The 20,721-nt window shown below is 58.3% G+C and carries 17 protein-coding genes; 4 read left to right on the forward strand and 13 right to left on the reverse strand.

Annotation, left to right across the window (positions count from 1 at the left end; translation table 11 throughout):
- Nucleotides 1–53: 53 nt before the first annotated feature.
- From aceK to EXZ61_RS18675, 5 genes are all read right to left on the reverse strand, one after another.
- Entirely contained in the window at nucleotides 54–1,874 is a 1,821-nt protein-coding gene (gene aceK, locus EXZ61_RS18655) for a bifunctional isocitrate dehydrogenase kinase/phosphatase (protein WP_142813272.1), read from the reverse strand.
- Between the two features lie 136 nt (nucleotides 1,875–2,010).
- Nucleotides 2,011–2,682, reverse strand: coding sequence for a carbonate dehydratase (can, locus tag EXZ61_RS18660; protein WP_142813275.1), 672 nt, complete (start codon nucleotides 2,680–2,682; stop codon nucleotides 2,011–2,013).
- A gap of 16 nt (nucleotides 2,683–2,698) precedes the next feature.
- Entirely contained in the window at nucleotides 2,699–4,714 is a 2,016-nt protein-coding gene (locus tag EXZ61_RS18665; RefSeq protein ID WP_142813277.1) for an LTA synthase family protein, read from the reverse strand.
- The gene (locus EXZ61_RS18670) at nucleotides 4,714–5,895 is read right to left on the reverse strand and encodes an isovaleryl-CoA dehydrogenase (RefSeq protein WP_142813279.1); all 1,182 of its coding nucleotides are present in this window, start codon (nucleotides 5,893–5,895) and stop codon (nucleotides 4,714–4,716) included. Before EXZ61_RS18670 ends, EXZ61_RS18665 begins: the two co-directional genes overlap by 1 nt.
- A 72-nt stretch (nucleotides 5,896–5,967) precedes the next feature.
- Nucleotides 5,968–6,435: a MerR family transcriptional regulator gene (locus EXZ61_RS18675; RefSeq protein WP_142813281.1), complete on the reverse strand. Its 468-nt coding sequence runs from the start codon at nucleotides 6,433–6,435 to the stop codon at nucleotides 5,968–5,970.
- 107 nt (nucleotides 6,436–6,542) lie between these two features.
- Between EXZ61_RS18675 and EXZ61_RS18680 the strand changes: the two genes are divergently transcribed.
- From EXZ61_RS18680 to EXZ61_RS18690, 3 genes are all read left to right on the forward strand, one after another.
- The gene (locus EXZ61_RS18680) at nucleotides 6,543–7,613 is read left to right on the forward strand and encodes an MBL fold metallo-hydrolase (protein WP_142813284.1); all 1,071 of its coding nucleotides are present in this window, start codon (nucleotides 6,543–6,545) and stop codon (nucleotides 7,611–7,613) included.
- 98 nt (nucleotides 7,614–7,711) lie between these two features.
- Nucleotides 7,712–9,160 (forward strand): DUF3336 domain-containing protein, encoded by a 1,449-nt coding sequence (locus EXZ61_RS18685; RefSeq protein WP_142813286.1) that lies wholly within the window; start codon nucleotides 7,712–7,714, stop codon nucleotides 9,158–9,160.
- A gap of 120 nt (nucleotides 9,161–9,280) precedes the next feature.
- Nucleotides 9,281–10,477, forward strand: a complete 1,197-nt coding sequence (locus EXZ61_RS18690) for an MFS transporter (RefSeq protein ID WP_142813288.1) — start codon at nucleotides 9,281–9,283, stop codon at nucleotides 10,475–10,477.
- A 359-nt stretch (nucleotides 10,478–10,836) separates the two neighbouring features.
- Here the strand turns inward: EXZ61_RS18690 and EXZ61_RS18695 are convergent, their stop codons facing one another.
- From EXZ61_RS18695 to EXZ61_RS18730, 8 genes are all read right to left on the reverse strand, one after another.
- Entirely contained in the window at nucleotides 10,837–11,874 is a 1,038-nt protein-coding gene (locus EXZ61_RS18695; RefSeq protein WP_142813290.1) for a M48 family metallopeptidase, read from the reverse strand.
- Nucleotides 11,875–11,903: 29 nt separating this feature from the next.
- Complete coding sequence (locus EXZ61_RS18700; RefSeq protein WP_142813292.1) at nucleotides 11,904–12,671, reverse strand: lysophospholipid acyltransferase family protein; 768 nt, start codon at nucleotides 12,669–12,671, stop codon at nucleotides 11,904–11,906.
- A gap of 52 nt (nucleotides 12,672–12,723) precedes the next feature.
- Nucleotides 12,724–13,293 (reverse strand): D-glycero-beta-D-manno-heptose 1,7-bisphosphate 7-phosphatase, encoded by a 570-nt coding sequence (gene gmhB / locus EXZ61_RS18705; protein ID WP_142813295.1) that lies wholly within the window; start codon nucleotides 13,291–13,293, stop codon nucleotides 12,724–12,726.
- Nucleotides 13,294–13,389: 96 nt separating this feature from the next.
- Nucleotides 13,390–15,534 (reverse strand): glycine--tRNA ligase subunit beta, encoded by a 2,145-nt coding sequence (gene glyS, locus EXZ61_RS18710; protein ID WP_142813297.1) that lies wholly within the window; start codon nucleotides 15,532–15,534, stop codon nucleotides 13,390–13,392.
- Between the two features lie 20 nt (nucleotides 15,535–15,554).
- The gene (gene glyQ / locus EXZ61_RS18715; protein WP_142813299.1) at nucleotides 15,555–16,460 is read right to left on the reverse strand and encodes a glycine--tRNA ligase subunit alpha; all 906 of its coding nucleotides are present in this window, start codon (nucleotides 16,458–16,460) and stop codon (nucleotides 15,555–15,557) included.
- Between the two features lie 124 nt (nucleotides 16,461–16,584).
- Nucleotides 16,585–18,123 (reverse strand): apolipoprotein N-acyltransferase, encoded by a 1,539-nt coding sequence (gene lnt, locus EXZ61_RS18720; protein WP_142813302.1) that lies wholly within the window; start codon nucleotides 18,121–18,123, stop codon nucleotides 16,585–16,587.
- Between the two features lie 15 nt (nucleotides 18,124–18,138).
- Complete coding sequence (locus tag EXZ61_RS18725; RefSeq protein ID WP_142813304.1) at nucleotides 18,139–19,029, reverse strand: CorC family transporter; 891 nt, start codon at nucleotides 19,027–19,029, stop codon at nucleotides 18,139–18,141.
- Nucleotides 19,030–19,116: 87 nt separating this feature from the next.
- A complete protein-coding gene (locus tag EXZ61_RS18730; protein ID WP_237219007.1) occupies nucleotides 19,117–19,854 on the reverse strand; it encodes a GNAT family N-acetyltransferase in 738 nt (245 codons plus the stop codon).
- A 108-nt stretch (nucleotides 19,855–19,962) separates the two neighbouring features.
- On the opposite strand from EXZ61_RS18730, the gene EXZ61_RS18735 reads away from it, so the two are divergent.
- A complete protein-coding gene (locus EXZ61_RS18735) occupies nucleotides 19,963–20,706 on the forward strand; it encodes an FFLEELY motif protein (RefSeq protein WP_142813306.1) in 744 nt (247 codons plus the stop codon).
- The last annotated feature ends 15 nt before the right edge of the window (nucleotides 20,707–20,721 follow it).

Here is a 20,721-nt window from a genome sequence, read left to right on the forward strand (position 1 = left end):
GTCCCAGGCCATTGCTGGTGCCACCCCGCAAGGCCATGCAAAACCAGTGGCGATCACCCCTTGTTCACAAACCGTTTCTCCCGCTCATACGGGAACACATCGTGCACATGGCCGGCCAAGATGCGTTCTTTGTGGGATTGCCAGAATGCGGCGTCCAGCAGGTCGCCGTGGTGTTTCATGAACACGCCACGCACGGCGGGGTTGCCCAAGAGGAAGGGGCCAAAGGTTTCGGGGAACACGTCTTTGGGACCCACGGTGTACCAGACTTCGCCGCTCATCTCGTCTTCTTCGTTGCGCGGTGCGGGCACTTTGCGGAAGTTGCAGTCGGTGATGTATTCGATTTCGTCGTAGTCGTAAAACACGACCTTGCCATGGCGGGTGATACCAAAGTTCTTCCACAGCATGTCGCCAGGAAAGATGTTGGCAGCCACCAGGTCTTTGATGGCGTTGCCGTATTCGATGACGCCACGCTCAATCTGCTCGCGCGCTTTTTCCGCAGCAGGGCCCGTCGCCTCAGGGTTTGCGCCACCCGCGTCAAAGGCTTCTTGCAGGTAGATGTTGAGCGGGATCATGCGCCGCTCGATGTAGACGTGCTTGATGATGACCTCGATGCGGCCATCGCCATCCCGGTCGCTGATTTCCAGTTGGCTGGGCGCGAATTTTTGAATCTCGGCAATGAGCTCATCGCTGAAGCGGTCGCGCGGAAAGCCCACCTCGCTGTACTCCAGCGTGTCGGCCATGCGGCCCACGCGGTCATGCTGCTTCACCAGCAAATACTTGCCTTTGATCTGCTCGCGGCTGGTGTCTTTGGGCGGCGGGTAAAAGTCTTTGATGACCTTGAACACATAGGGAAAGCTGGGCAAGTCAAACACCAGCATGACCATGCCTTTGATACCGGGGGCGATGCGAAACTTGTCGGTGCTGTGGCGCTGGTGGTGCAGAAAGTCGCGGTAAAAAAGTGTTTTACCTTGCTTAGCCAGCCCCAGCGCGTTGTAAATCTCGTTGCGTGGCTTACGCGGCATCATGCTGCGCAAGAACTGCACGTAGGCGCTAGGGATCTCCATGTCCACCATGAAGTAGGCACGGGCAAAGCTAAACAGCATGAGCAAGTCGTCTTCACCAAACAGCGCCGCATCAATCACCAAACGGCCATCGTCGTTGTGCAGCACAGGCAGCGCAAAGGCGTATTCGTAAAACCCGTTGATCAGCTTGCCCACCACGTAGCAGCCCTTGTTGCGAAAGAACAAGCCTGTGAGCACCTGGATCTGAAAATTCGCGCGCAGCTTGGCGTCGCCCAAGCGCTCGGCCATGGCCGCCTGCACAAAGCCTGCATCGCGCTCTAGGTTTTCAAAGGCCAAGCGCAAGTCAAAGTCTTGCACCATTTGCACCAGCACCGAGGCCATGGTCTCGCGGGTGGGGTAGTAGGACCGGTAGCTGGGGCGTTTTTCGGACTCGTCGTTCTCGATGTATTCGGTACTGACCGCAGGGCGAACAAAGATGAAGTCGTTCTGGAAGTAGCTGCGGTGCAGAATTTTGGTGGTGACCGAGTTGAAAAAGGTCTCTGCCAGTTCGGGCTGGTGGTGGTCGACCAGAAGGCCGATGTAGTGCAGCTTGATTTGCTGCCACACCTCCATGGATTGCTCCCCGGCTTTGAATTCGCGCTCTAAGCGGTTGGAACACTCGCGCACCCGCAGGTCGTAAAACTCAATCCGCTCACGCTGGGCGCGTTGCTGGCCATGCCAGTCTGCGGTTTCAAAGCGGTGCTTGGCGCGGGCCGACTCCGTTCTAAACAACTGGTAATGGCGGTTAAAACCGTCCATCATGGCCTTGGCCACATCGTAAGCCAAGGAGGAATCGAGCCGGGTTGGAAACATGTCGCTTACTCTTTCAATACCTGTCAATCACTGTTGTTGATAGCCCAAACCATACCGCAGCCCACCCTTACCAATGAGGCGGTCACTACCATTTGGATAGCTAGCTGCGCATATTCCACGGGCGTAACCAACACTTTTATGCCGCTTTCTCCAGCTGGCGCCTTAGCAAGCTCACGCCAGCTACCGCGTCACGGTACAAAGCCTCCAAGCTGGCAGGGCCGTCCACCTTCATATGTAGGTCTTGCACCAAGCCGTCGTGCACACCGTACACCCATCCATGCAGGGTGACGTCTTGGCCTTTGGCCCATGCGTCTTGCAGCACCGTGCTTTGCGCCACGTTGACCACCTGCTCAATCACATTGAGTTCACACAGGGCGTTGGCACGGGCGTGCTCAGGCACGGCTTCGATGAGGTGGCGGTGGCGATCCCTCACGTCTTGGATATGGCGAAGCCAGTTGTCGGCAAGCCCGATGCGGGCACCTTCTAGCGCAGCCTGTACGCCGGAGCAACCGTAGTGACCGACCACCATGATGTGCTTGACCTTCAGGCGTTCGACGGCGAATTGAATGGTGGACAAGGCATTGAGGTCCGAGTGCACCACGACGTTGGCCACGTTTCGGTGGACAAAAATCTCACCCGGGTCCAAGCCGATGATTTCGTTGGCCGGAACACGGCTGTCGGAGCAGCCGATCCACATGTAATGGGGCTTTTGCTGGTTGGCCAAACCGGTAAAGAAACCAGGGCGCTTGCGCTCCATTTCAGCAGCCCACGCGCGGTTGCGGGCAAACAAATCGTGCAAATCAGACATCAGTACAGGCCGAACTCTAGTGTTTCAGGGAAGTGCGCACGTTCCAGTCCAATAGGCCAAAGCGGGCCCGTTCTTGCTGGTCGTCTTGTGCGTTGAAGCTGCAATTGTCGGCCTTTTGCGCGCCGCTGCCCGAGCTACAGGCAAATGAGGCAGGATTGCCCAGTTGCCACATGCCTTGGCTGTTACGTGCTTCTCCCGTGAAAAACAGGGCACGCGGGGCATTCATGGCGGCAGGCTGTTCTCCGATAGGCAGCAACAGATTGCGCCCTGCGTTGATGTAGGCCCCCTCCACCCCGACCAAGGGGAACAAGGTGCTGAACATGTCCCGGTGGCTGGCGGGCAAAGCCTGTTGGGGGCCGCACTGCACACCTTGGCCCCAGATGACAAAAGGCACTTGCCGCATGAGGTGGCGACGCTGCGCATCAGCGTAGACCCCAAAGGAGCGCACGTTGTGGTCCCCCGTAGCTGCCACCACCGTGTCTGCTTTGCGAGGGCCCGTTTGCATGTCGTGCACAAAGTCCCCCAGCAAATCTGCCGCGTAGTGGTAGGTATCGAGATTGGGGACCAGGGTGTCAGAACTGGTCTCGCCCTTCCACAAGGCCATGTCGCGGGGCACACGTTTGTAATCGGCAGGCAAGTCATACGGCGGGTGGTTGGTCGACGTCAGCACAAACACGAACATCGGCTTGTCGCCTGTTTGCTGTTTGGCCATGCGTTCTTTCAGGTACTTGAACACATAGCTATCCCACACCCCCCAAATGCCCAAGAGCGCATCTGGGTATTTGTCGTGCAGGTGATTGGCATCTACCACCTCATCAAAACCCTGCGCGGCGAGCACACGGTTCAGATCGCGCCAGCCCGATCGCACGGAGCTCACAAACAGCGTTTGGTACCCCGCCTCTTTGGCGATGCGCGCCACGGACCACGGGATGGGCTTACGCCCCACGGGGCCCAGCGTCAAGGGTGTGAGCGGCGTGGAAAACAAAATAGCTTCTAGCGACGGATGGGTACCCGCATGGGCAGAGTCAAAATTGCTGAAATGGCACGCCTTGTCCAAGGTAGGTGCCAAGCGCCCCAACACATCGAACTGCGGGGACTGATAAAGCATGGGCTCGGCGCTCCAAGACTCCATCAAGAAAAACACCAAGTTCTTCTTGGCGGTGCCGGGGGGCAAAGGGGGGTGTGCAGTCAATGCGGCTTTGACCTCTGCTTCGCTGCCAGAGGGCAGGCCCAGCACTTCGGCGGCGGCCAAAGGGGACTCAAAGCCCATGGCCTTGAGTCCAGCCAAGGGGTTGTCTAGGTTTTGCGAGAAGCCACGGCTGTCCCATGCGTACTTCAAAGCAATGACGCCGTTGGGCACCATGTCATTCAAAAACTGTGACGCGGTAACTGTGAGGTGCTGGCGCTGTAAGGCCATTTGGCGCAAGGTGCCCTTGCCCGCAAAAATTAGCGCAAAAAACACCAGCACAAGCACCAGCAGGCGCGTGACCACGTGGCGTGTGTGCAGCAGCGTATCCGCCTTGAGCTTGGTGATCAGCGTGCGGTGCAGCCAACTGCTGAGGTAGCTCAGTACCAGTGCCAACACCACCGTCCAGATGACTGGGAAGTCACGCCAAATGGTGTGGAGCACCGCCACCGTGTCGTCTTCGGCCAGACCAAAGATCAAGTCGTCGATGGGGCGTTTGTAAAAGCCAAAGTAATGCAGATTGACCAAGGACAGCATGACGTACACAAACGCCATGCCTGCTGCGATGCGTTGGTTGATGCGACCTGACACCCAAGGCAGCACCAACAGCAGCAAGAAACCCAAGATGGCGCTGACCTTGAGGTCAAACCGCGCGCCTTGAAAGAGCACAGTGGCCACTTCCGTGGCGTCTACTTGGTAGCCCGTGGGCCAAAAGTAGGCCACTTGCCCAAGCCGAATCAGGCTTAAGGCCAGCACCAAAGGCAGCACCATCAACCACGCGCGCACCAAGCCGCGCAAAAGTCCGTTCAAAAAAGTGTTTAAGTGGTGGCCAATGGTGGGTTTCATTACATGGTTTCAGCGAACAACTCTCGACCGATAAGCATACGGCGAATTTCGCTGGTTCCTGCCCCAATTTCATAGAGCTTGGCATCGCGCCACAGGCGGCCCAGCGGGTATTCGTTGATGTAGCCATTGCCACCAAAAATTTGCACGCCTTCACCCGCCATCCACGTGGCCTTTTCGGCGGTCCACAAGATGACCGAAGCACAGTCTTTACGCACTTGGCGCACATGCTCGCTGCCTAACAGGTCGAGATTCTTGGCCACGGTGTAGGCAAAGCTGCGACCAGCTTGCAGCACGGTGTACATATCAGCCACCTTGCCTTGGATCAGTTGGAACTCGCCAATGCTTTGGCCAAACTGCTTGCGGTCGTGGATGTACGGAATCACGTTGTCCATCACAGACTGCATGATGCCCAAGGGACCGCCCGTGAGCACGGCGCGCTCATAGTCCAAGCCGCTCATCAGCACCTTAGCGCCGCCATTGACAGCGCCCAGCACGTTGGAGAGAGGTACTTCCACGTTGTTGAACACCAACTCGCCGGTATGGCTACCGCGCATGCCCAGCTTGTCCAGCTTTTGGGCGATGCTGAAACCGGGCATGCCCTTCTCAATCAAGAAAGCGGTCACGCCACGCGCTCCCAGTTCGGGCTCGCTCTTGGCGTAGACCACCAAGGTGTCGGCATCGGGGCCGTTGGTGATCCACATCTTGTTGCCGTTGAGCAGGTAGTAGCCACCTTTGTCTTCGGCCTTGAGCTTCATGCTCAAAACGTCGGAGCCAGCGCCCGGCTCGCTCATGGCCAGTGCGCCCACATGTTCACCACTGATCAGCTTGGGCAGGTACTTGGCGCGCTGCTCAGGAGTTCCGTTGCGCTTGATCTGGTTCACGCACAGGTTGCTGTGCGCGCCATAGCTCAGGCCCACGGAGGCGCTGGCACGGCTGATTTCTTCCATGGCAATCATGTGCGCCAGGTAGCCCATATTGGCACCGCCATACTCTTCGCCCACGGTGATACCCAGCACACCCAAGTCACCCATCTTGCGCCACAGGTCCATGGGGAACTGGTCATTGCGGTCTATCTCCGCCGCGCGGGGGGCGATTTCGGCTTGCGCAAAGTCACGCACTGCGTCGCGCAGGGCGTCAATGTCTTCACCGAGTTGGAAGTTCAGGCCGGGTAGATTGCTCATGGATAGTCTCCGTTTCAAATCAACAGGTAGGTGCGCTTGTGACGCAGAGGGGGAATAGGGTTTGCCAGATGCTTATGCGGTCTTGATTGCTTTGGCTGCGGGCGCTTTGGCCGTTTTGTGGATCGCTTGCACGGCGGCCTTGGCTTCAGCCGCTTTTTCTGCCTTAACCAGCAGGGCTTTGGCTTCGCGCTGGTGAACTTTGATTTCGTCCAAATTGGCTTGCAAGTCCGCCATTTGCTCCTCCACTTGTTTGCGGTGCGCCGCCAACACATCCAAAAACTTGGTCAACTGGGCACCCGTGTCACGCGGGCTGTCGTACATGTCGATGATGTCTTTGGCCTCGGTCAGGCTCAAGCCCAGCCGCTTGGCACGCAGGGTGAGTTTGAGGCGGGTACGGTCACGGCCGCTGTACACGCGGGTGCGGCCACCTGGCCCGCTGCGCTCCGGCAAAAGCAGCCCCAAGTCCTCGTAGAAACGAATGGCGCGGGTGGTCAAGTCAAACTCGCGTGCCAAGTCGCCAATGCTGTAGGTAGTGCTCATAGTGTGTGTGATGCCAGGGCGACAGTGCGCGTGCCCACTGCCGCCTACAATGCCTATTTTCGATTGACGTTTACGTAAACGTCAATTATGAATCATAAAGCGCCGCCATGAACGATCTGGAACTGCAACTGCATTACCCCTTGGGCGACGCCCTGCCCGAGCAAGGCCGCTGCATCGAAGTGGCGCCGGGCGTAAAGTGGGTGCGCATGGCCTTGCCGTTTGCGCTGAACCACATCAACCTATGGCTCATTCGTGACGCCATGGACACGCCGCAAGGTCGCTTGGAGGGCTGGTGCATTGTGGACTGCTGCATTCACGCAGACACCTCGATGGCGCAGTGGGAAGCGGTGTTTGCCAGCGAGCTTGAAGACTTGCCGGTGCTGCGCGTGGTGGTGACCCATATGCACCCTGACCACATTGGCCTGGCCGACTGGTTGTGCACGCGCTGGAGTGCCCCGCTCTACATTAGCGCCACCGACTACCAAGTCGCGCGCTGGGGCTGCCTGGGGCCCACGGCTTTTGGTGGCGAGCCTGCAGCCAATTTCTTTGCGCTGCATGGCCTGAACGCGCCCGAGATGGTGGCGCAGGTGAAAGCCCGTATCAACTACTTTCCATCGCTGGTACCCGCCGTGCCCACGCAATATCGGCGCTTGTTAGACGGCACCGAGCTCCAACTGGGAGAGCACCGCTGGCGCTGTATCAGCGGCTACGGCCATGCGCCCGAGCACATGGCCTTGTACTGCGAGTCCCTAGGTATTTTGATAGGCGGCGACATGATGCTGCCGCGTATTTCGACCAATGTCAGCGTGTACGAGCAAGAGCCGCTCAGCAATGCTTTGGCTTTGTTTTTGGACTCGATCGACAAGTTCAAGCCCCTAGCCACCGACACCTTGGTGCTGCCTTCACACGGCAATCCCTTCACCGGCCTACACACCCGCATTGAACAACTGCACGCCCACCACCGTGACCGCTTAGCCGAAGTGCTAGTGGCTTGCCAGACTGCGCCCTGCAGCGCAGCCGACGTATTGCCCGTGCTGTTCAAACGTCCCTTGGACCTGCACCAAACCACCTTCGCCATGGGCGAGGCCATTGCGCACCTGCACAAGCTCTGGTTTGACGGCGTACTGACCCGCAACGAAGGTGCGGACGGCGTGGTGCGATTTGCAGCGGAGCCTTAGCCTAGAAGGCTCCACCTAAGTTAGGCCGCGCAGGAGACACCTTTTGGAAGCTGCTTGTCCGACAATAGCCTGCTACGGCAACAGCAGCAAAGCGCGCCATGCGAACCCAAAAATCAAAATCCACGCATCAAGCCATTGAGCAGGCCAGCACCTATGCAGATTGGCGCACCCATGCGTTGGACCTGGACACCCAAGCGGGCATGGATGTGTGGAAGAGCAACCCCAACTCACCGCACTACCAGTACCAACTCATACAGCAGCGGCTCATCAACCTGCGCAAGTGGCGCAAAGCCAATGATTGGCCGCAACTCATCTACAGCCTGCGCGAAGGCCTGCACCGCAACCTGGGCAACCTTGCCAACCCTGAGCTGTACAAGCACACCAAGGTCGGCACCAAGTACCTGATTGACGAGTACATCACCGAGGTGGTGTCCCTGCTCAACCAAGTGTGTGACCGCGACATCCCTGAACTGCCTTACGCGCAAAAGCTTTTGTTTTTCCGTCACACGGGCCAAAGCTTTGGGCGCTCGGCCCTCATGCTCAGTGGTGGTGCCAATATGGGCATGTTTCACATTGGCGTGATCAAGGCCTTGAGCGAACAACGCCTGTTGCCCCGTGTGATCTCGGGGTCTAGCGCAGGCGCCGTGGTGGCGGCATTTTTGGGCACGCGCAAAGACAATGAGCTAGCCCCGTGGTTCCAAGGCGAGGGCATGGCGCTTGATGCGTGGCGCACGCTCAGCCCCATGGAGATGTTTCGCCAGCAGTCCATCATGGACAGCCAAAAGCTCGAGCAGTTTTTGCGCGCGCAAATCGGTGAGTACACCTTTGAAGAAGCATTCAAGCGCACCAAGCGCATCATCAACATCACCGTGTCGCCAGTGGCCAAGAACCAGCACGCACGCTTGCTCAACTACCTCACCACCCCACACTTGCTGGTGTGGAGCGCGGTGCTGGCCTCGTGCGCGGTGCCCGGACTCTTCCCGCCTGTGCGGCTGATGACCAAAGACCGTCTGGGCGAAGAAAAGCCCTATATGGCATCCATCAAATGGGTGGACGGCGCGATCCAAAGTGACTTGCCCGCGCAGCGCTTAGGGGAGCTGTACAACGTCAACCACCACCTGGTGAGCCAAACCAACCCGCATGTGCTGCCGTTTATCACGGACACCACGCGCAAAGACGGCTGGAGCCGCTTTTTGACCGACCTCATGAAGAACGAGGTGCAGTTCCGCAGCAAACAGTTCATGCAACTGGCGTCTTACGGTTTTGACGCAGGCATTGTTAAAAACCTCATGGAAGGCGTGCTCGCCATCGTGGACCAGCAGTACTACGGCGATGTCACCATCCACCCTTCCGTGCGTATGAAAGACTATGCGCGCCTCTTGGGCAACCTGTCGCAGGCGGACTTCCAAGAGTGGGTCCTCGCCGGAGAGCGCGCCACCTGGCCCAATATCTCCATGATTCGCGACCAAACCATCATTGGCCAAACGCTGGAAGACTGCATCATGCGGCTGAAAAAGCAACGCAGCCGCAAAGCGCAAGACGTGTAGCTTGCGTGGTGCTAGCCGCTTGGGCGGCGGTTTGAGTTACGAACCCACGCTGTTGCACCGAGCGCGTGCGCAGCAGCCATTCGGCGCTACAGTGCCTGCACACTCCCACCTAGGTACGGCATGCGCGCACACCATCTTTCTTTCTACAGTTCGCTCTTGCTCTCACGCTTGGCCGATCAGGTGCTGCTGTTTTTGGTGCCCTTGGTGGTGTACCAGCAAACCGGCAGCGCATCGTGGACAGGCATCGCGTTTTTCATCGAGACACTCACCCGCTTTGTGGCCTTCCCCGTCTGTGGTGTGCTGAGTGACCGGCACCCTCCCCTGCGCCTGCTGCGCCAAAGCCAAGCACTGCGGGCCCTGAGCTGCGTTGCTGGGCTAGCGGCGGGCTACGCTCTCAGCGGGCAGGCCGCACTGGGGGCCTTGGTGCTCGCATCTGCCGCTTGTGGGGTGTTCACCACCCAGGGCGTCATGGCACGCGAGGTGCTGCTGCCCCACATCTTCCCCGGCGAGCGTTTTGAGCGCGTGCTAGCGCACGCCCAAATCGCCGATCAGCTGGGCATGGTGGCCGGCCCTGTGGTGGCTGCCGCAGCGCTAGCGATTTGGCCATGGCAAGGCGTGCTGGGCTGCAGCGCCCTGATGTTTGTGCTGGCCGATGCGGCGCTGGCGTGGTGGCAAAGGCAGCACACCGGCGCACTGCCCCAAGGCCGCAGCGCAGTGGGTGAAAGCTGGTGGGTGCCGCTGCGCACCGCGCTGGCCCACATTGCACGCCTGCCCGGCCTCAAACCGCTCATCGCCTTGGCGGCGGGTGTCAACTTGGTGGTGGGCGTAACGCAAGCCACTGCGGCCGCCATGCTGACCGGTCTGCTGGGGCAAAGCGCTGCCGCCTACGCACAGTTGCAAACGGCGGGAGCCGTGCTCACGGTGTTGGTGTTGGCTTGGGTCGCGCGCGCACACTGGCGCGGCCACGCACTGGGCGTGTGGTCGTACGCACTGCTCCTCGTGGGAGGGCTCATGACCGCATGGGCCGCGCACCCTGCGGTGTATGCGCTGGGCTTTTTGCTGGTCATAGGCTTTGACAAGATGTTCAGCATCTACATCCGCGCCGCCCGCCAGCGCATCATCCCCGCACAAGACTTCGGCAAAACCAGTGGCGTGGTGGTGCTGCTGAACAACCTGACCCAGCCACTCGCTGGCTTGGCCGTTGGCTTAGGTGCACAGGGCGCCGATGCGCGAGGGGTGATTGCGGTGTTGGTGGTGGGAATGGGCGTGATTGGGGTGGCGGTGCTTGTGCTCGCTGCGACGGAGCAGCACACCTAAGGCAGTGATTTGTATGGCCTGAACGCCCCATACAGCGTGTGCGCTGCAATCACATTCTGTACCGACGGTGTAGCAGTTGCGGCGCAACCATTCAAACAAGTTGCGGCCCCTGCGAACTTAACCCTGGAATGATGACTACCTTGCGTTTTGCCTTAATCGCCGCCTTGGTAGCGACCGTAACGGGTTGCGCCAGCGGCCCAGCAACTGATCCAAGCCAACCCGTCCGCTGACGGCTCCAACGAACGCATGAGCACGTGCAGTAGCTGGCAAGGGCAAATTTCAGACGAAAAAAGGCCTCTGACGCCCATCGGATATGCGCAAGTAGCTATCAAGTACATAGCAAGCTGCGCTTACAACGCCTACCACTTGGGGATGCTGTCGTCCTTGAGTTGCCCACGCAGCGTGGCGTAGTCGGGCACCACGGTGCTGACCGTGTCCCAAAAGCGGGGGCTATGGTCCATCACGCGCAGGTGGCTGAGTTCGTGGGCGACCACGTAGTCAATCACCGGCTGGCGAAAGTGGATCAGGCGCCAGTTCAGCCGGATGGAGCCGTCAGACTTGGCGCTACCCCAGCGGGTACCCGCATTGCTCAGCCCCATGCGCTGCCACTTGACGCCCAACAAGGGCGCAAAGTGGTCCAAGCGCTGGATGAAGTTGGCCCTGGCTTGGCGCATCAGCCAGGCTTGCACCGCATCGCGGATTTGCTCAGGTGTGGCGTGCTTGGGCAAGGCCACGCGCAAGGTGCCAGCGCTGTCCGCTGCAGACATGTCACCATCGGCCGCGTCCAGCACCGCGCCCACGCCTTTAAAGCTGTGGCTGGGGTCTAGCACCACGGCGATGCTTTGACCCAGATAGGGCAAGCGCACGCCGTCGGCCCACACGATGCGGGCGTCCTCGCGGCGGGTTTGGCGCTCGCGGGTTTCGGCCAGCTTGCGCATGATCCAGTCGGCCTTGGTTTGAAGCGCCGCTTCAACCTCGTAAATGGGCGTCCAGTTGGGCGCACGCACCACCAAACCGTCGGGCCCCACCATAAAGCCAATGGTGCGGCGCTTGGCCCGCTCAAACCGGTAGCCCACGATGGCGTGCGCCAATCGCAGCTCGCGATTGGCCAAGGGGTGGCTAAACGGTGCGGGCGCAATGGCTTGGCGCAAACTTTGGACAGGTTGCTGCGGCCCCACCAAATTTGCTACCAAGTTAGGAGCTGCCTGCGCTTTATCCATGGGCGCTAGAGGCCCATTTGCATCAAAACCACCAGGTAGTAATGAAGCAGGCGGCACCAAGGGAGCGCGTGGCGCTTTGCGTGCCCGTTTGGCGGGTGGCGCTGTAGGTTTGGGAGCGACCTGCGGAGCAGGCAGGTCGCTAAACAGGTCTAGCGTGAAGCGCAGCAGGGAATGCATGGCGTTCATTCAGACAGGCTGAGGCGTCCTTAGGCCTTGGCCGGTGTGCTGGTGGCTGGCGCAGCCGCGTAGGCCTCGGGGTCTAGGCGGCGCATCTCGGCTTCAATCCAGGCCTCAACCTCGCGCATCAGCTCTTTGGGCTCGCGGCCCACGCTGGGAATGGGCTTGCCAATGGACACATCCACCACACCGGGGTATTTGATGTAACTCATGCGCGGCCAGCACTTGCCAGACGTCACTGCTATCGGCACCACGGGCGCCCCAGACTCCACTGCCAAACGGGTACCCGCGGTTTGGTAGGTGCCTTTTTCGCCGCGTGCCATGCGCGTGCCCTCGGGGAACAGGATGACCCAGGTGCCTTGCGACAAGAGGCGCGTGCCTTGGGAAATGACGTTCTTCATGGCCGCTGCGCGCGACTCACGGTCGATGTGAATCATGTCCAGGCGCGCCATGGACCAGCCAAAAAACGGAATCTTGAGCAGCTCGCGCTTGAACACAAAGGCCAGCGGGTGCGGCATGAGCGTGGGCAACAACAGAGTCTCTAGCGTGGACTGGTGCTTGGACAGCAACACCGCCGGGCTGGTCTCTCCGACCGGCAGGTTCTCCAGACCCGTCACCCGCACCTGGATGCCGGTGATCACGCGTGCGCCCCAAATGACCACGCGAAACCAGTTCACCGCAAACCACCACAGCGGCGTGCGCTTCATCCACAAAGAACTAATGACCAAGGCCAGGGCCCAAGGGATGACGGTGAGCACCATCCACGCCATATGCAGTGCCGAACGAATCAATGCCATTTCAGTGTTTTAGGCCTGTAGCCCCCGTAGATATTGTGCAAACAGCTAGCAATTAAATAGCAACCTTCAATCCGCTGTCGCGGGTGATCAAAAAGTCGGCAAACGCGCCCAAATCGGCATGGGTGCGCGTGTCTTTGGGAAAACTGTCGGGCAAGCTGCGCCCCGCCAGGCCCACACTTTTGCCCGTGAGCACCAAATGCGGCTCACACCCCACTGCGGCGGCTGCGACCAAGTCGCGCGAGGTATCACCCACGGCAGGCACACCAGCAAGTTCCACACCATAGCGCTCACCAATTTGTTCAAACAAACCCGGCTCAGGCTTGCGGCAGCGGCAGGCGTCATCTGGCGTGTGGGGGCAATAAAAAATGGAGTCGACCCGCCCGCCCACGGCTGCGAGCATGGTGTGCAACTTAGCGTGCATGGCATTGAGCGTGGCTACGTCAAACAGGCCACGGCCCAAGCCGCTTTGGTTGCTGGCAATCACCACCAACCAGCCCGCGTGGTTGAGGCGGGCAATGGCTTGCAAGGCGCCCGGCAAGGGCTGCCATTCGCTGGGGGACTTGATGTAGTCGGCACTGTCTTCGTTGATGGTGCCGTCACGGTCGAGAATGACAAGTTTCATAAAGCCCTTTTCAATGGTGGTCCGCTGGCTAATGCCGCAGCTTGGCCCGACTGGCGCAAGCCAGGCTAGGCAAACCGTGCGGCATAGGCAAAAGCATCAGGATGCCAGCTTAGACAAGTCCGCCACGCGGTTCATGGCCACATGCAAGCACTTGAGTTGGCCCAAACGGTTCAGGCGCAAGTCCAACTGCTCGGCGTTGACCATCACGTCTTCAAAGAATGCATCCACCGGTGCGCGCAAAGCTGCCAACGATTGCAGCGAGGCGGTGTAGTCGCCCGCCTGCCACTGGCTCTGCGCCTGGGGCAGCACGGTTTGCATGGCGGCGTACAAGGCCTTCTCGGCAGGCTCTTGCAACAACACCTCGCTCACATGCGCGTCCACATCGTCGGTCTTTTTGAGGATGTTGCTGATGCGCTTGTTGGCAGCGGCCAAGGCGGGAGCTTCAGGAAGTGCTGCAAAGGCTTTGACAGCTTGAATGCGGGGAACGATGTCGTGCAATGGGGGGCGCGTGGACACAACAGCATCAACGACCTCCAGGCGGTAAATGCCAGTGGCCACTAAACGATTTTGGCAACGATCGTAAATAAATTCACTGAGTCCAGACACCGTGTCTGGCGATAAGAGCTCTGATGGGAATTGCTGACGCGCAAAATCAAGTAACTCGGCTAAATCAAGGCGCATTTGCCCAGCATCCGAACACGCCGCAAAGCCGAGCAGCTCAAAACGGTTCCCCAAAGTCAAAGCGTGACGTCGCAACGCAAAGGGATCTTTTTCGCCCGTGGGCTTAAGCCCAATTCCCCATATACCAACTAAGGTCTCAATGCGATCAGCAATATCTAAAGCAGCAGAAACGAGGTTGACCGCATCGCTGTGCTCGCGTTGCAAGAGATACTGGTCTTCAATTGCTTCCGCGACAGATTCATCCTCACCATCATGCCGTGCGTAATAGCCCCCCATCACACCCTGAAGCTCAGGGAACTCACCGACCATGTCCGTCAACAGGTCCGCTTTTGCAAGTACAGCCGCACGGTCTGCCAGCGCTGGCTCCGCGCCAATCCGCTCAGCCACCCATGTAGCAATCGCACGCACACGCTCCACGCGCTCACCCTGGGTACCGAGCTTATTGTGGTAGACGACCTTGCCCAAGCCTGCTACGCGTGACTCCAGCGTCTTCTTGCGGTCTTGGTCAAAGAAGAACTTGGCATCGGCCAAACGGGGGCGCACCACGCGCTCATTACCGCCAATCACCAGGCTGGCGTCGTCGGGCGCGATATTGCTCACGACAAGGAATTTGTTGGTGAGCTTGTTGGAGGCATCCAGCAGCGGGAAGTACTTCTGGTTGGCCTTCATCGTGAGAATCAGGCATTCCTGCGGCACTTCGAGGAACTGGGCTTCAAACTCGCAAATCAGCACGTTCGGGCGTTCGACCAAGCCGGTGACTTCGTCCAACAGGGCGTCATCTTCAATCGGTTTGCAACCACCACCGACCTTGGCCGCGGCGGCATTGAGCTGGCGCACGATGTCGGCGCGACGCTCGGCAAAGCTGGCAATGACTGCGCCGTCTTTTGCCAAGGTAGCGGCATAGGCATCGGCATCGGAAATCACCACAGGCGACATGGCTGCTTCAAAGCGGTGGCCTTCGGTGCGGTTGCCGGCTTGTAGGCCGAGCGCCTGCACCGGCACTACGTCGCTGCCATGCAAAGCCACCAAACCGTGCGCGGGGCGCACAAAGCTCACGCTGGTCCAGCCCGGCAGCTCACACCCGCTTTGCAATTGGTAACTCATGACCTTGGGGATAGGCAGCTTGGCGATGCTCTCCAGCAAAGCTTTTTGCAGGCCGTCCACCAAGGTAGCGCCCTTGACCATGCTGTCATAGAACAGCGCCTCGGCCTTGCCATCCATGGCGCGCTTGAGGGCGGTTACGGCAGTCGCGTCTGCACCGAGGGCTTGCAGCTTTTTGAGCAAGGCGGGGGTTGCGTTGCCAGTTGCGTCCAGGCCCACCGCTACGGGCATCAGCTTTTGCGAGACCGCCTTGTCGGCAGCTTGCGCCGCCACTGCAGCAACGTGCACAGCCAAACGGCGAGGGGATGCAAAGCTAGTGACTGCAGCGTCTGCCGCCACCAAGCCTTGGGCCTTGAGGGAATCCGCCAGCACCGTGGCAAATGCTTCGCCCAACTTCTTTAATGCCTTGGGGGGCAGCTCTTCTACAAACAGTTCTACCAGAAGGTTTTTTGTGGTCATGTCTTAGTTTCTCCGTGCGCTTAGGCGGCCTTCTTGGGCATCTGTTCAATCCACTCGCGCGGCGCCATGGGGAAGCCCAAACGCTCCCGGCTCTCGTAATAGGCCTGCGCCACACTGCGTGCCAGATTGCGGATGCGGCCGATGTAGGCAGCACGCTCGGTGACGCTGATGGCGCCCCGAGCGTCCAGCAGATTGAAGCTGTGGGCGCTCTTGAGCACTTGCTCGTAAGCTGGCAAGGCCAGTTGCTGTTCGATCAGGTACTTGGCTTGCTTTTCGTGCGCATTGAACGCGGTGAACAGGAAGTCAGCGTCGCTGTGCTCGAAGTTGTAGGTGGATTGTTCGACTTCGTTCTGGTGGTACACATCACCGTACTTCATGGTTTCTGTCCACTGCAGGTTGTAGACGTTGTCCACGCCTTGCAGGTACATGGCCAAGCGCTCCAGGCCGTAGGTAATCTCGCCGGTGGCGGGTTTGCAATCGATGCCGCCTACTTGTTGGAAGTAGGTGAACTGGGTCACTTCCATTCCGTTGAGCCAGACCTCCCAGCCCAGACCCCAAGCGCCTAGCGTGGGGTTTTCCCAATCGTCTTCCACGAAGCGAATGTCGTTTTTCTTGAGATCAAAGCCCAGCGCTTCGAGAGAGCCGAGGTACAACTCTAAGATGTTGGCGGGAGCGGGCTTGAGCACCACTTGGTACTGGTAGTAGTGCTGCAGGCGGTTGGGGTTCTCGCCATAGCGGCCATCTTTGGGGCGGCGACTGGGTTGCACGTAAGCAGCCTTCCAAGGCTCCGGGCCGATGGCGCGCAAAAAGGTGGCGGTATGCGATGTGCCTGCCCCCACTTCCATGTCATACGGTTGCAGAAGCGCGCAACCCTGGCGGTCCCAGTATTCCTGCAGGCGAAGAATGATTTGCTGAAAAGTAAGCATGGTGTTTGGAGTGATGCACTGCGTGCGCGCACGGTGGCCGAACGACCACTGCGCGACGCCCGGCAGCAATGCTGAATTTGGCGTGTTAACGAAACCGCTTATTTTACGGGGCTATGTGCAAATCTCAGCGGCGCGGCCGTGTGAGCCATGCAGCCGCGCAAATACCTGCCATCAACAGCCACATGGGCCACAGGCCAAAGCGAGATGCCCACCACGCAAAAGGCGTGATCCCGGTACGACCGGTCACGTCCCCCTGCAAACTGCCGCGCGTGAGACGGGGCATGTCAGCAGTAACTTGGCCTTGATGGTCCACGATAGCGGTGGCCCCTGTGTTTGTGGCACGCACAAAGGGGCGCTGAAACTCCAAGGCACGCATGCGTGAAATGTTGAGGTGCTGGTCTATCGCTGTGGTGTCACCAAACCAGCCAATATTGCTGACGTTGACGAAAATAGTGGGGCCCAAGTCTGGATCCACGAAGCGGGCGGCCAACTCTTCGCCAAATAGATCTTCGTAGCAAATGTTCACGCCCAAGCGTTGACCTGCAAACGCAAACGACGGCTGCCCTAGCTCACCGCGATTGAAGTCACCCAGCGGGATGTTCATGAGCCGCGTAAACCACTTGAAGAAAGGGGGAATGAATTCGCCAAACGGAACCAAGTGGTGTTTGTCGTACTGCCAATGCTGCGAGTGGTCGCCACCGAGGCCCATGACGGCATTGGTATACCCACTGCTGAACGAACCGGTGGGTACACCAACCAACGCAGCCTGCGAGGGCCCCGCGTAACGTTGTTGCAAGGCCTGTAAATAGCCTGGAGGGAGCTGTTGCGGAAGGATGGGGATGGCTGTTTCAGGTGCCACAACCAGTTGGGCCGTGCTCTTTAGCAGCTCGGCGCCGTACCAATCCAAAGACTGTTGAATGCCCGTGCCCACTTCAAATTTTTCGTTTTGAGGGATGTTGCCTTGTAGCAACTTGACGCCCAATACGCCGTTCGCTTCGCCGAACTGGGTGAGCTGTGCTGGCAACAGCTGAGGTAGTGCCACGATCGATACGATGGCCACAGTTTGAGACAGCTGCCGCAAGCGAAGCGTGGCCAGTGCCGCAGCTAACCACGCAGCTATGGCGCACACACCGTATGCGCCTACCCAAGGGATGTAAGGGGCCAGAGGGCCGCTCAGATGCGCGTACCCCATCGCGCCCCAGCCAAATCCAGTGAACCATGTGCCACGCGCCATTTCAGCCAAGGTCCATGTCGCGGCAAACAACAAGGCGCCGACGGCAGGTCGCGCCCGCCCCCAGTGCCAGTAGACAAGAGCAGCCACACCATAGTAGAGCGAGAGTACAAAGGCCAAGGCGACGATAGCCGCTACCGCTAAAGCGGCGCTTAGTCCGCCGTAAACGTGCATCGCCACATAGAGCCACCAGAATGTCGCACCGAGCCACGTGGTGGCAAAAAATGTCCCACTCCAAAATGCCTGCTTTGCGCTGGGGCTCCTTCGCAGGGATAGAACATAGGCAAGCACCGCGATGGTTTGCAGCCACCATACAGAGCTACCTTTGTTCAACCCAAGTTCAAGCGGCCATGCGACGCTGGACGCAGCAGCACAAGCCCCGAGTAAGAGTGCCGTAATACGCAAGGAAGGCGTAGCCTTGATGAGGCCCATCGCGTACGACAATGGCTATTGTTCAGGCGCGGGGCTTGGCGCGTTGTGTTTGATGGCGGGCGCCACCTTAAACCAGCGTACGGCCCCACCTTTGGTGTGAAGCACCACAAAATCCAATCCACCCCAAGTGAACTTCTCGCCCCGCTTTGGCACGTGCCCCATTTCGTGGGCAATGAGGCCACCGATGGTGTCAAAGTGGTCATCTGGATCAGAACCAGCAAGATGGGTGTCGAAAGCACTGTTCACCCGGTCAATCGGTGTGTCTCCGCTAACCCGATACGTTTTGTCAGGTAGGCCGAAAATGTCACCCTCATCCTCAGCGATATCGAACTCGTCTTCAATCTCCCCGACGATCTGTTCCAAGACGTCTTCGATCGTAATGAGGCCGGCCACACGGCCAAACTCGTCTATCACAATCGCCAAATGGTTGCGGTTGCCCCGAAACTCACGGAGCAAGTCGTTCAATCCTTTGGTTTCCGGAATAAAGACCGCGGGCCTGAGTAAGGCCCGAATGTTGAACTCCGGGGCACGCTGCAGTTTCAACAAGTCCTTGGCCATCAAAATACCGATGATGTTTTCTCGTTCCCGTTCATAGACAGGGAAGCGCGAGTGCGCAGTGTCAATCACGTTATTCAGCAAGTCCTCGAAAGGCGCCGCGATGTTAACGATGTCCATGCGCGTGGCCGGCACCATCACATCACCGGCTGTCATATCCGCCATGCGGATGACCCCTTCCAGCATCGCACGTGACTCAGCCCCGATGATCTTGTTATCCTCTGCCTCAACCAAGGTTTCAATCAGCTCCGCTGTTGAGTCTGGGCCTGGGTGTAGAAACTCTGCCAACTTCTGCAAGAAGGTACGCTTATCTTCTTTGTCGAAATTGCGCGATGGATGTGGGTCAGACACTTAACTTGTGGGCAATGTTTGCCATTGTTACGGACCCTCTAGGATAGCGGATTTACGTTTCAGGGCTGCATTGAACCCATTGCAACGCTAAGGGGCACTACGCCGTTGTGCGTCAATAACGCCGTTTCGGACCTCTTGCACGGCGGAAAGAAATCGCCAAAACTGCCGAGCCTGTACTTTGAGCTGGTAATCTGAATGTGCCAACTGGGAATCAAGGAGCGATCCCAGTTGACTGCTGAGATCAGCGGGTGCCAGTCGCAGATGGGCTTCGGACTCACTTCCATCGCGCTGCAGGATTGCACCCGCCTTTCTTGCGATCGCCAGCATCGCAGTGTTCTCGGAAAGCGCATGGATAAAGATCATCTGCACCCCCTCGTTACGGGAATGCATTGTGGCTCGTTCGAATAGCCGAGACCCGTAGCCCAAACCACGCGCGTGAGGTAAGACTGATACGCCAAATTCCGCACATGCTTCGCAATCCATCTGTTCAGCGTATGCGAGATGCGCGACCGCGATCAGATCTAGCTTTCGATTGAAGATTCCGAACACGTCGTCGCGTTGAAAATCAATGCTTTCGACATACTTAGCAATACGTTCATCCTTTATGACACTGCCAAAGCGCAGGTAACGATCACGAGGATCAAGTGCCAGCAAATGCTTGAGGATGCGCGGACGTTGGTTCTCGCCCAATGAACGAATAGGCACAATAGCGCGCGCTACAGTTGCACCACCGGTCTCTTGTGAGGCAGGAGCGCGCCCAAAGACTAGACGTAGCACCGCCTGAAAAGCGGTTTTTATTGAGACCAGGTGGTTCGACATCGCCATAATGTACGGGTAAACCCGTAGACTATCTAGTCCAATCTCGTTTACCTCCGATGCGGGCTGCTTCCCGATGCCGATAATTTGCGGATAACCCTAATCTAGACTTGCAGCATGACTTCACACGAAACAATCGCCAAAGCATTGGCTAAAGTCAACGCTTTACGGGAAGCACAAGTGGTTGCGCCACGACTGGGAGACGCAGTTATCCAAATCAAACAACTTCAAGCAAGGCGGTTCGAAGGAACCTATAGAGATCTATTGCGGAGTGAAGATTTTGGAGATGCGGCTAGGTTTTTCCTAACCGAGCTGTACGCGGCAAAGGATTATTCTGCAAGAGATCAGCAATTTTCACGCATTGCCAAGACAATCGAGAAAGTCTTTCCTGCGTCTGTCATACAAACGGCTACACAGATGGCGTCGGTACATTGTTTGACTGAAGAACTTGACCAGGCAATGGGGGCTTGCTGGTTGGAACAGCCTTTGGACAGGGATCCGGTCTCGCGCTACATCGACTGCTGGCGTTTCGTTGGAGCGCGTCACGAACGCTCTACGCAACTACTAGGTGTTCTGAAGCTTGGTAAGGACCTTACCCAGCTTACCAACACAGTAGGCCTATCAACGCTGCTTAAGCTAATGCGACGCCCTGCACATCTGGCTGGATTGGAATCCCTACAAACCTTCTTGGAAACAGGGTTCGAAACATTCAAAACAATGAGTCGGTGTAATGACTCGACCGGGGCAGGCTATTTTCTAAACCAAGTGCGAGACAGAGAAGAAGCTTGGATTACCCGATTTTTCGATGGCCCAACAGACGAAGTTACATCTAGCCTAAGACACTGTCTAGCGAACACGTAGAGCCAATTTGGCTAA

Source organism: Rhodoferax aquaticus (genome assembly GCF_006974105.1).
Classification (GTDB): Bacteria; Pseudomonadota; Gammaproteobacteria; order Burkholderiales; family Burkholderiaceae_C; genus Allorhodoferax; species Allorhodoferax aquaticus_A.

Excerpts from the sequence above, each read along its gene's own strand:
- aceK (WP_142813272.1), bottom strand. The coding sequence starts at position 1,874 with ATGTTTCCAACCCGGCTCGATTCCTCCTTGGCTTACGATGTGGCCAAG.
- can (WP_142813275.1), bottom strand. The coding sequence starts at position 2,682 with ATGTCTGATTTGCACGATTTGTTTGCCCGCAACCGCGCGTGGGCTGCT.
- EXZ61_RS18665 (WP_142813277.1), bottom strand. The coding sequence starts at position 4,714 with ATGAAACCCACCATTGGCCACCACTTAAACACTTTTTTGAACGGACTT.
- EXZ61_RS18670 (WP_142813279.1), bottom strand. The coding sequence starts at position 5,895 with ATGAGCAATCTACCCGGCCTGAACTTCCAACTCGGTGAAGACATTGAC.
- EXZ61_RS18675 (WP_142813281.1), bottom strand. The coding sequence starts at position 6,435 with ATGAGCACTACCTACAGCATTGGCGACTTGGCACGCGAGTTTGACTTG.
- EXZ61_RS18680 (WP_142813284.1), top strand. The coding sequence starts at position 6,543 with ATGAACGATCTGGAACTGCAACTGCATTACCCCTTGGGCGACGCCCTG.
- EXZ61_RS18685 (WP_142813286.1), top strand. The coding sequence starts at position 7,712 with ATGCGAACCCAAAAATCAAAATCCACGCATCAAGCCATTGAGCAGGCC.
- EXZ61_RS18690 (WP_142813288.1), top strand. The coding sequence starts at position 9,281 with ATGCGCGCACACCATCTTTCTTTCTACAGTTCGCTCTTGCTCTCACGC.
- EXZ61_RS18695 (WP_142813290.1), bottom strand. The coding sequence starts at position 11,874 with ATGCATTCCCTGCTGCGCTTCACGCTAGACCTGTTTAGCGACCTGCCT.
- EXZ61_RS18700 (WP_142813292.1), bottom strand. The coding sequence starts at position 12,671 with ATGGCATTGATTCGTTCGGCACTGCATATGGCGTGGATGGTGCTCACC.
- gmhB (WP_142813295.1), bottom strand. The coding sequence starts at position 13,293 with ATGAAACTTGTCATTCTCGACCGTGACGGCACCATCAACGAAGACAGT.
- glyS (WP_142813297.1), bottom strand. The coding sequence starts at position 15,534 with ATGACCACAAAAAACCTTCTGGTAGAACTGTTTGTAGAAGAGCTGCCC.
- glyQ (WP_142813299.1), bottom strand. The coding sequence starts at position 16,460 with ATGCTTACTTTTCAGCAAATCATTCTTCGCCTGCAGGAATACTGGGAC.
- lnt (WP_142813302.1), bottom strand. The coding sequence starts at position 18,123 with ATGGGCCTCATCAAGGCTACGCCTTCCTTGCGTATTACGGCACTCTTA.
- EXZ61_RS18730 (WP_237219007.1), bottom strand. The coding sequence starts at position 19,854 with ATGGCGATGTCGAACCACCTGGTCTCAATAAAAACCGCTTTTCAGGCG.
- EXZ61_RS18735 (WP_142813306.1), top strand. The coding sequence starts at position 19,963 with ATGACTTCACACGAAACAATCGCCAAAGCATTGGCTAAAGTCAACGCT.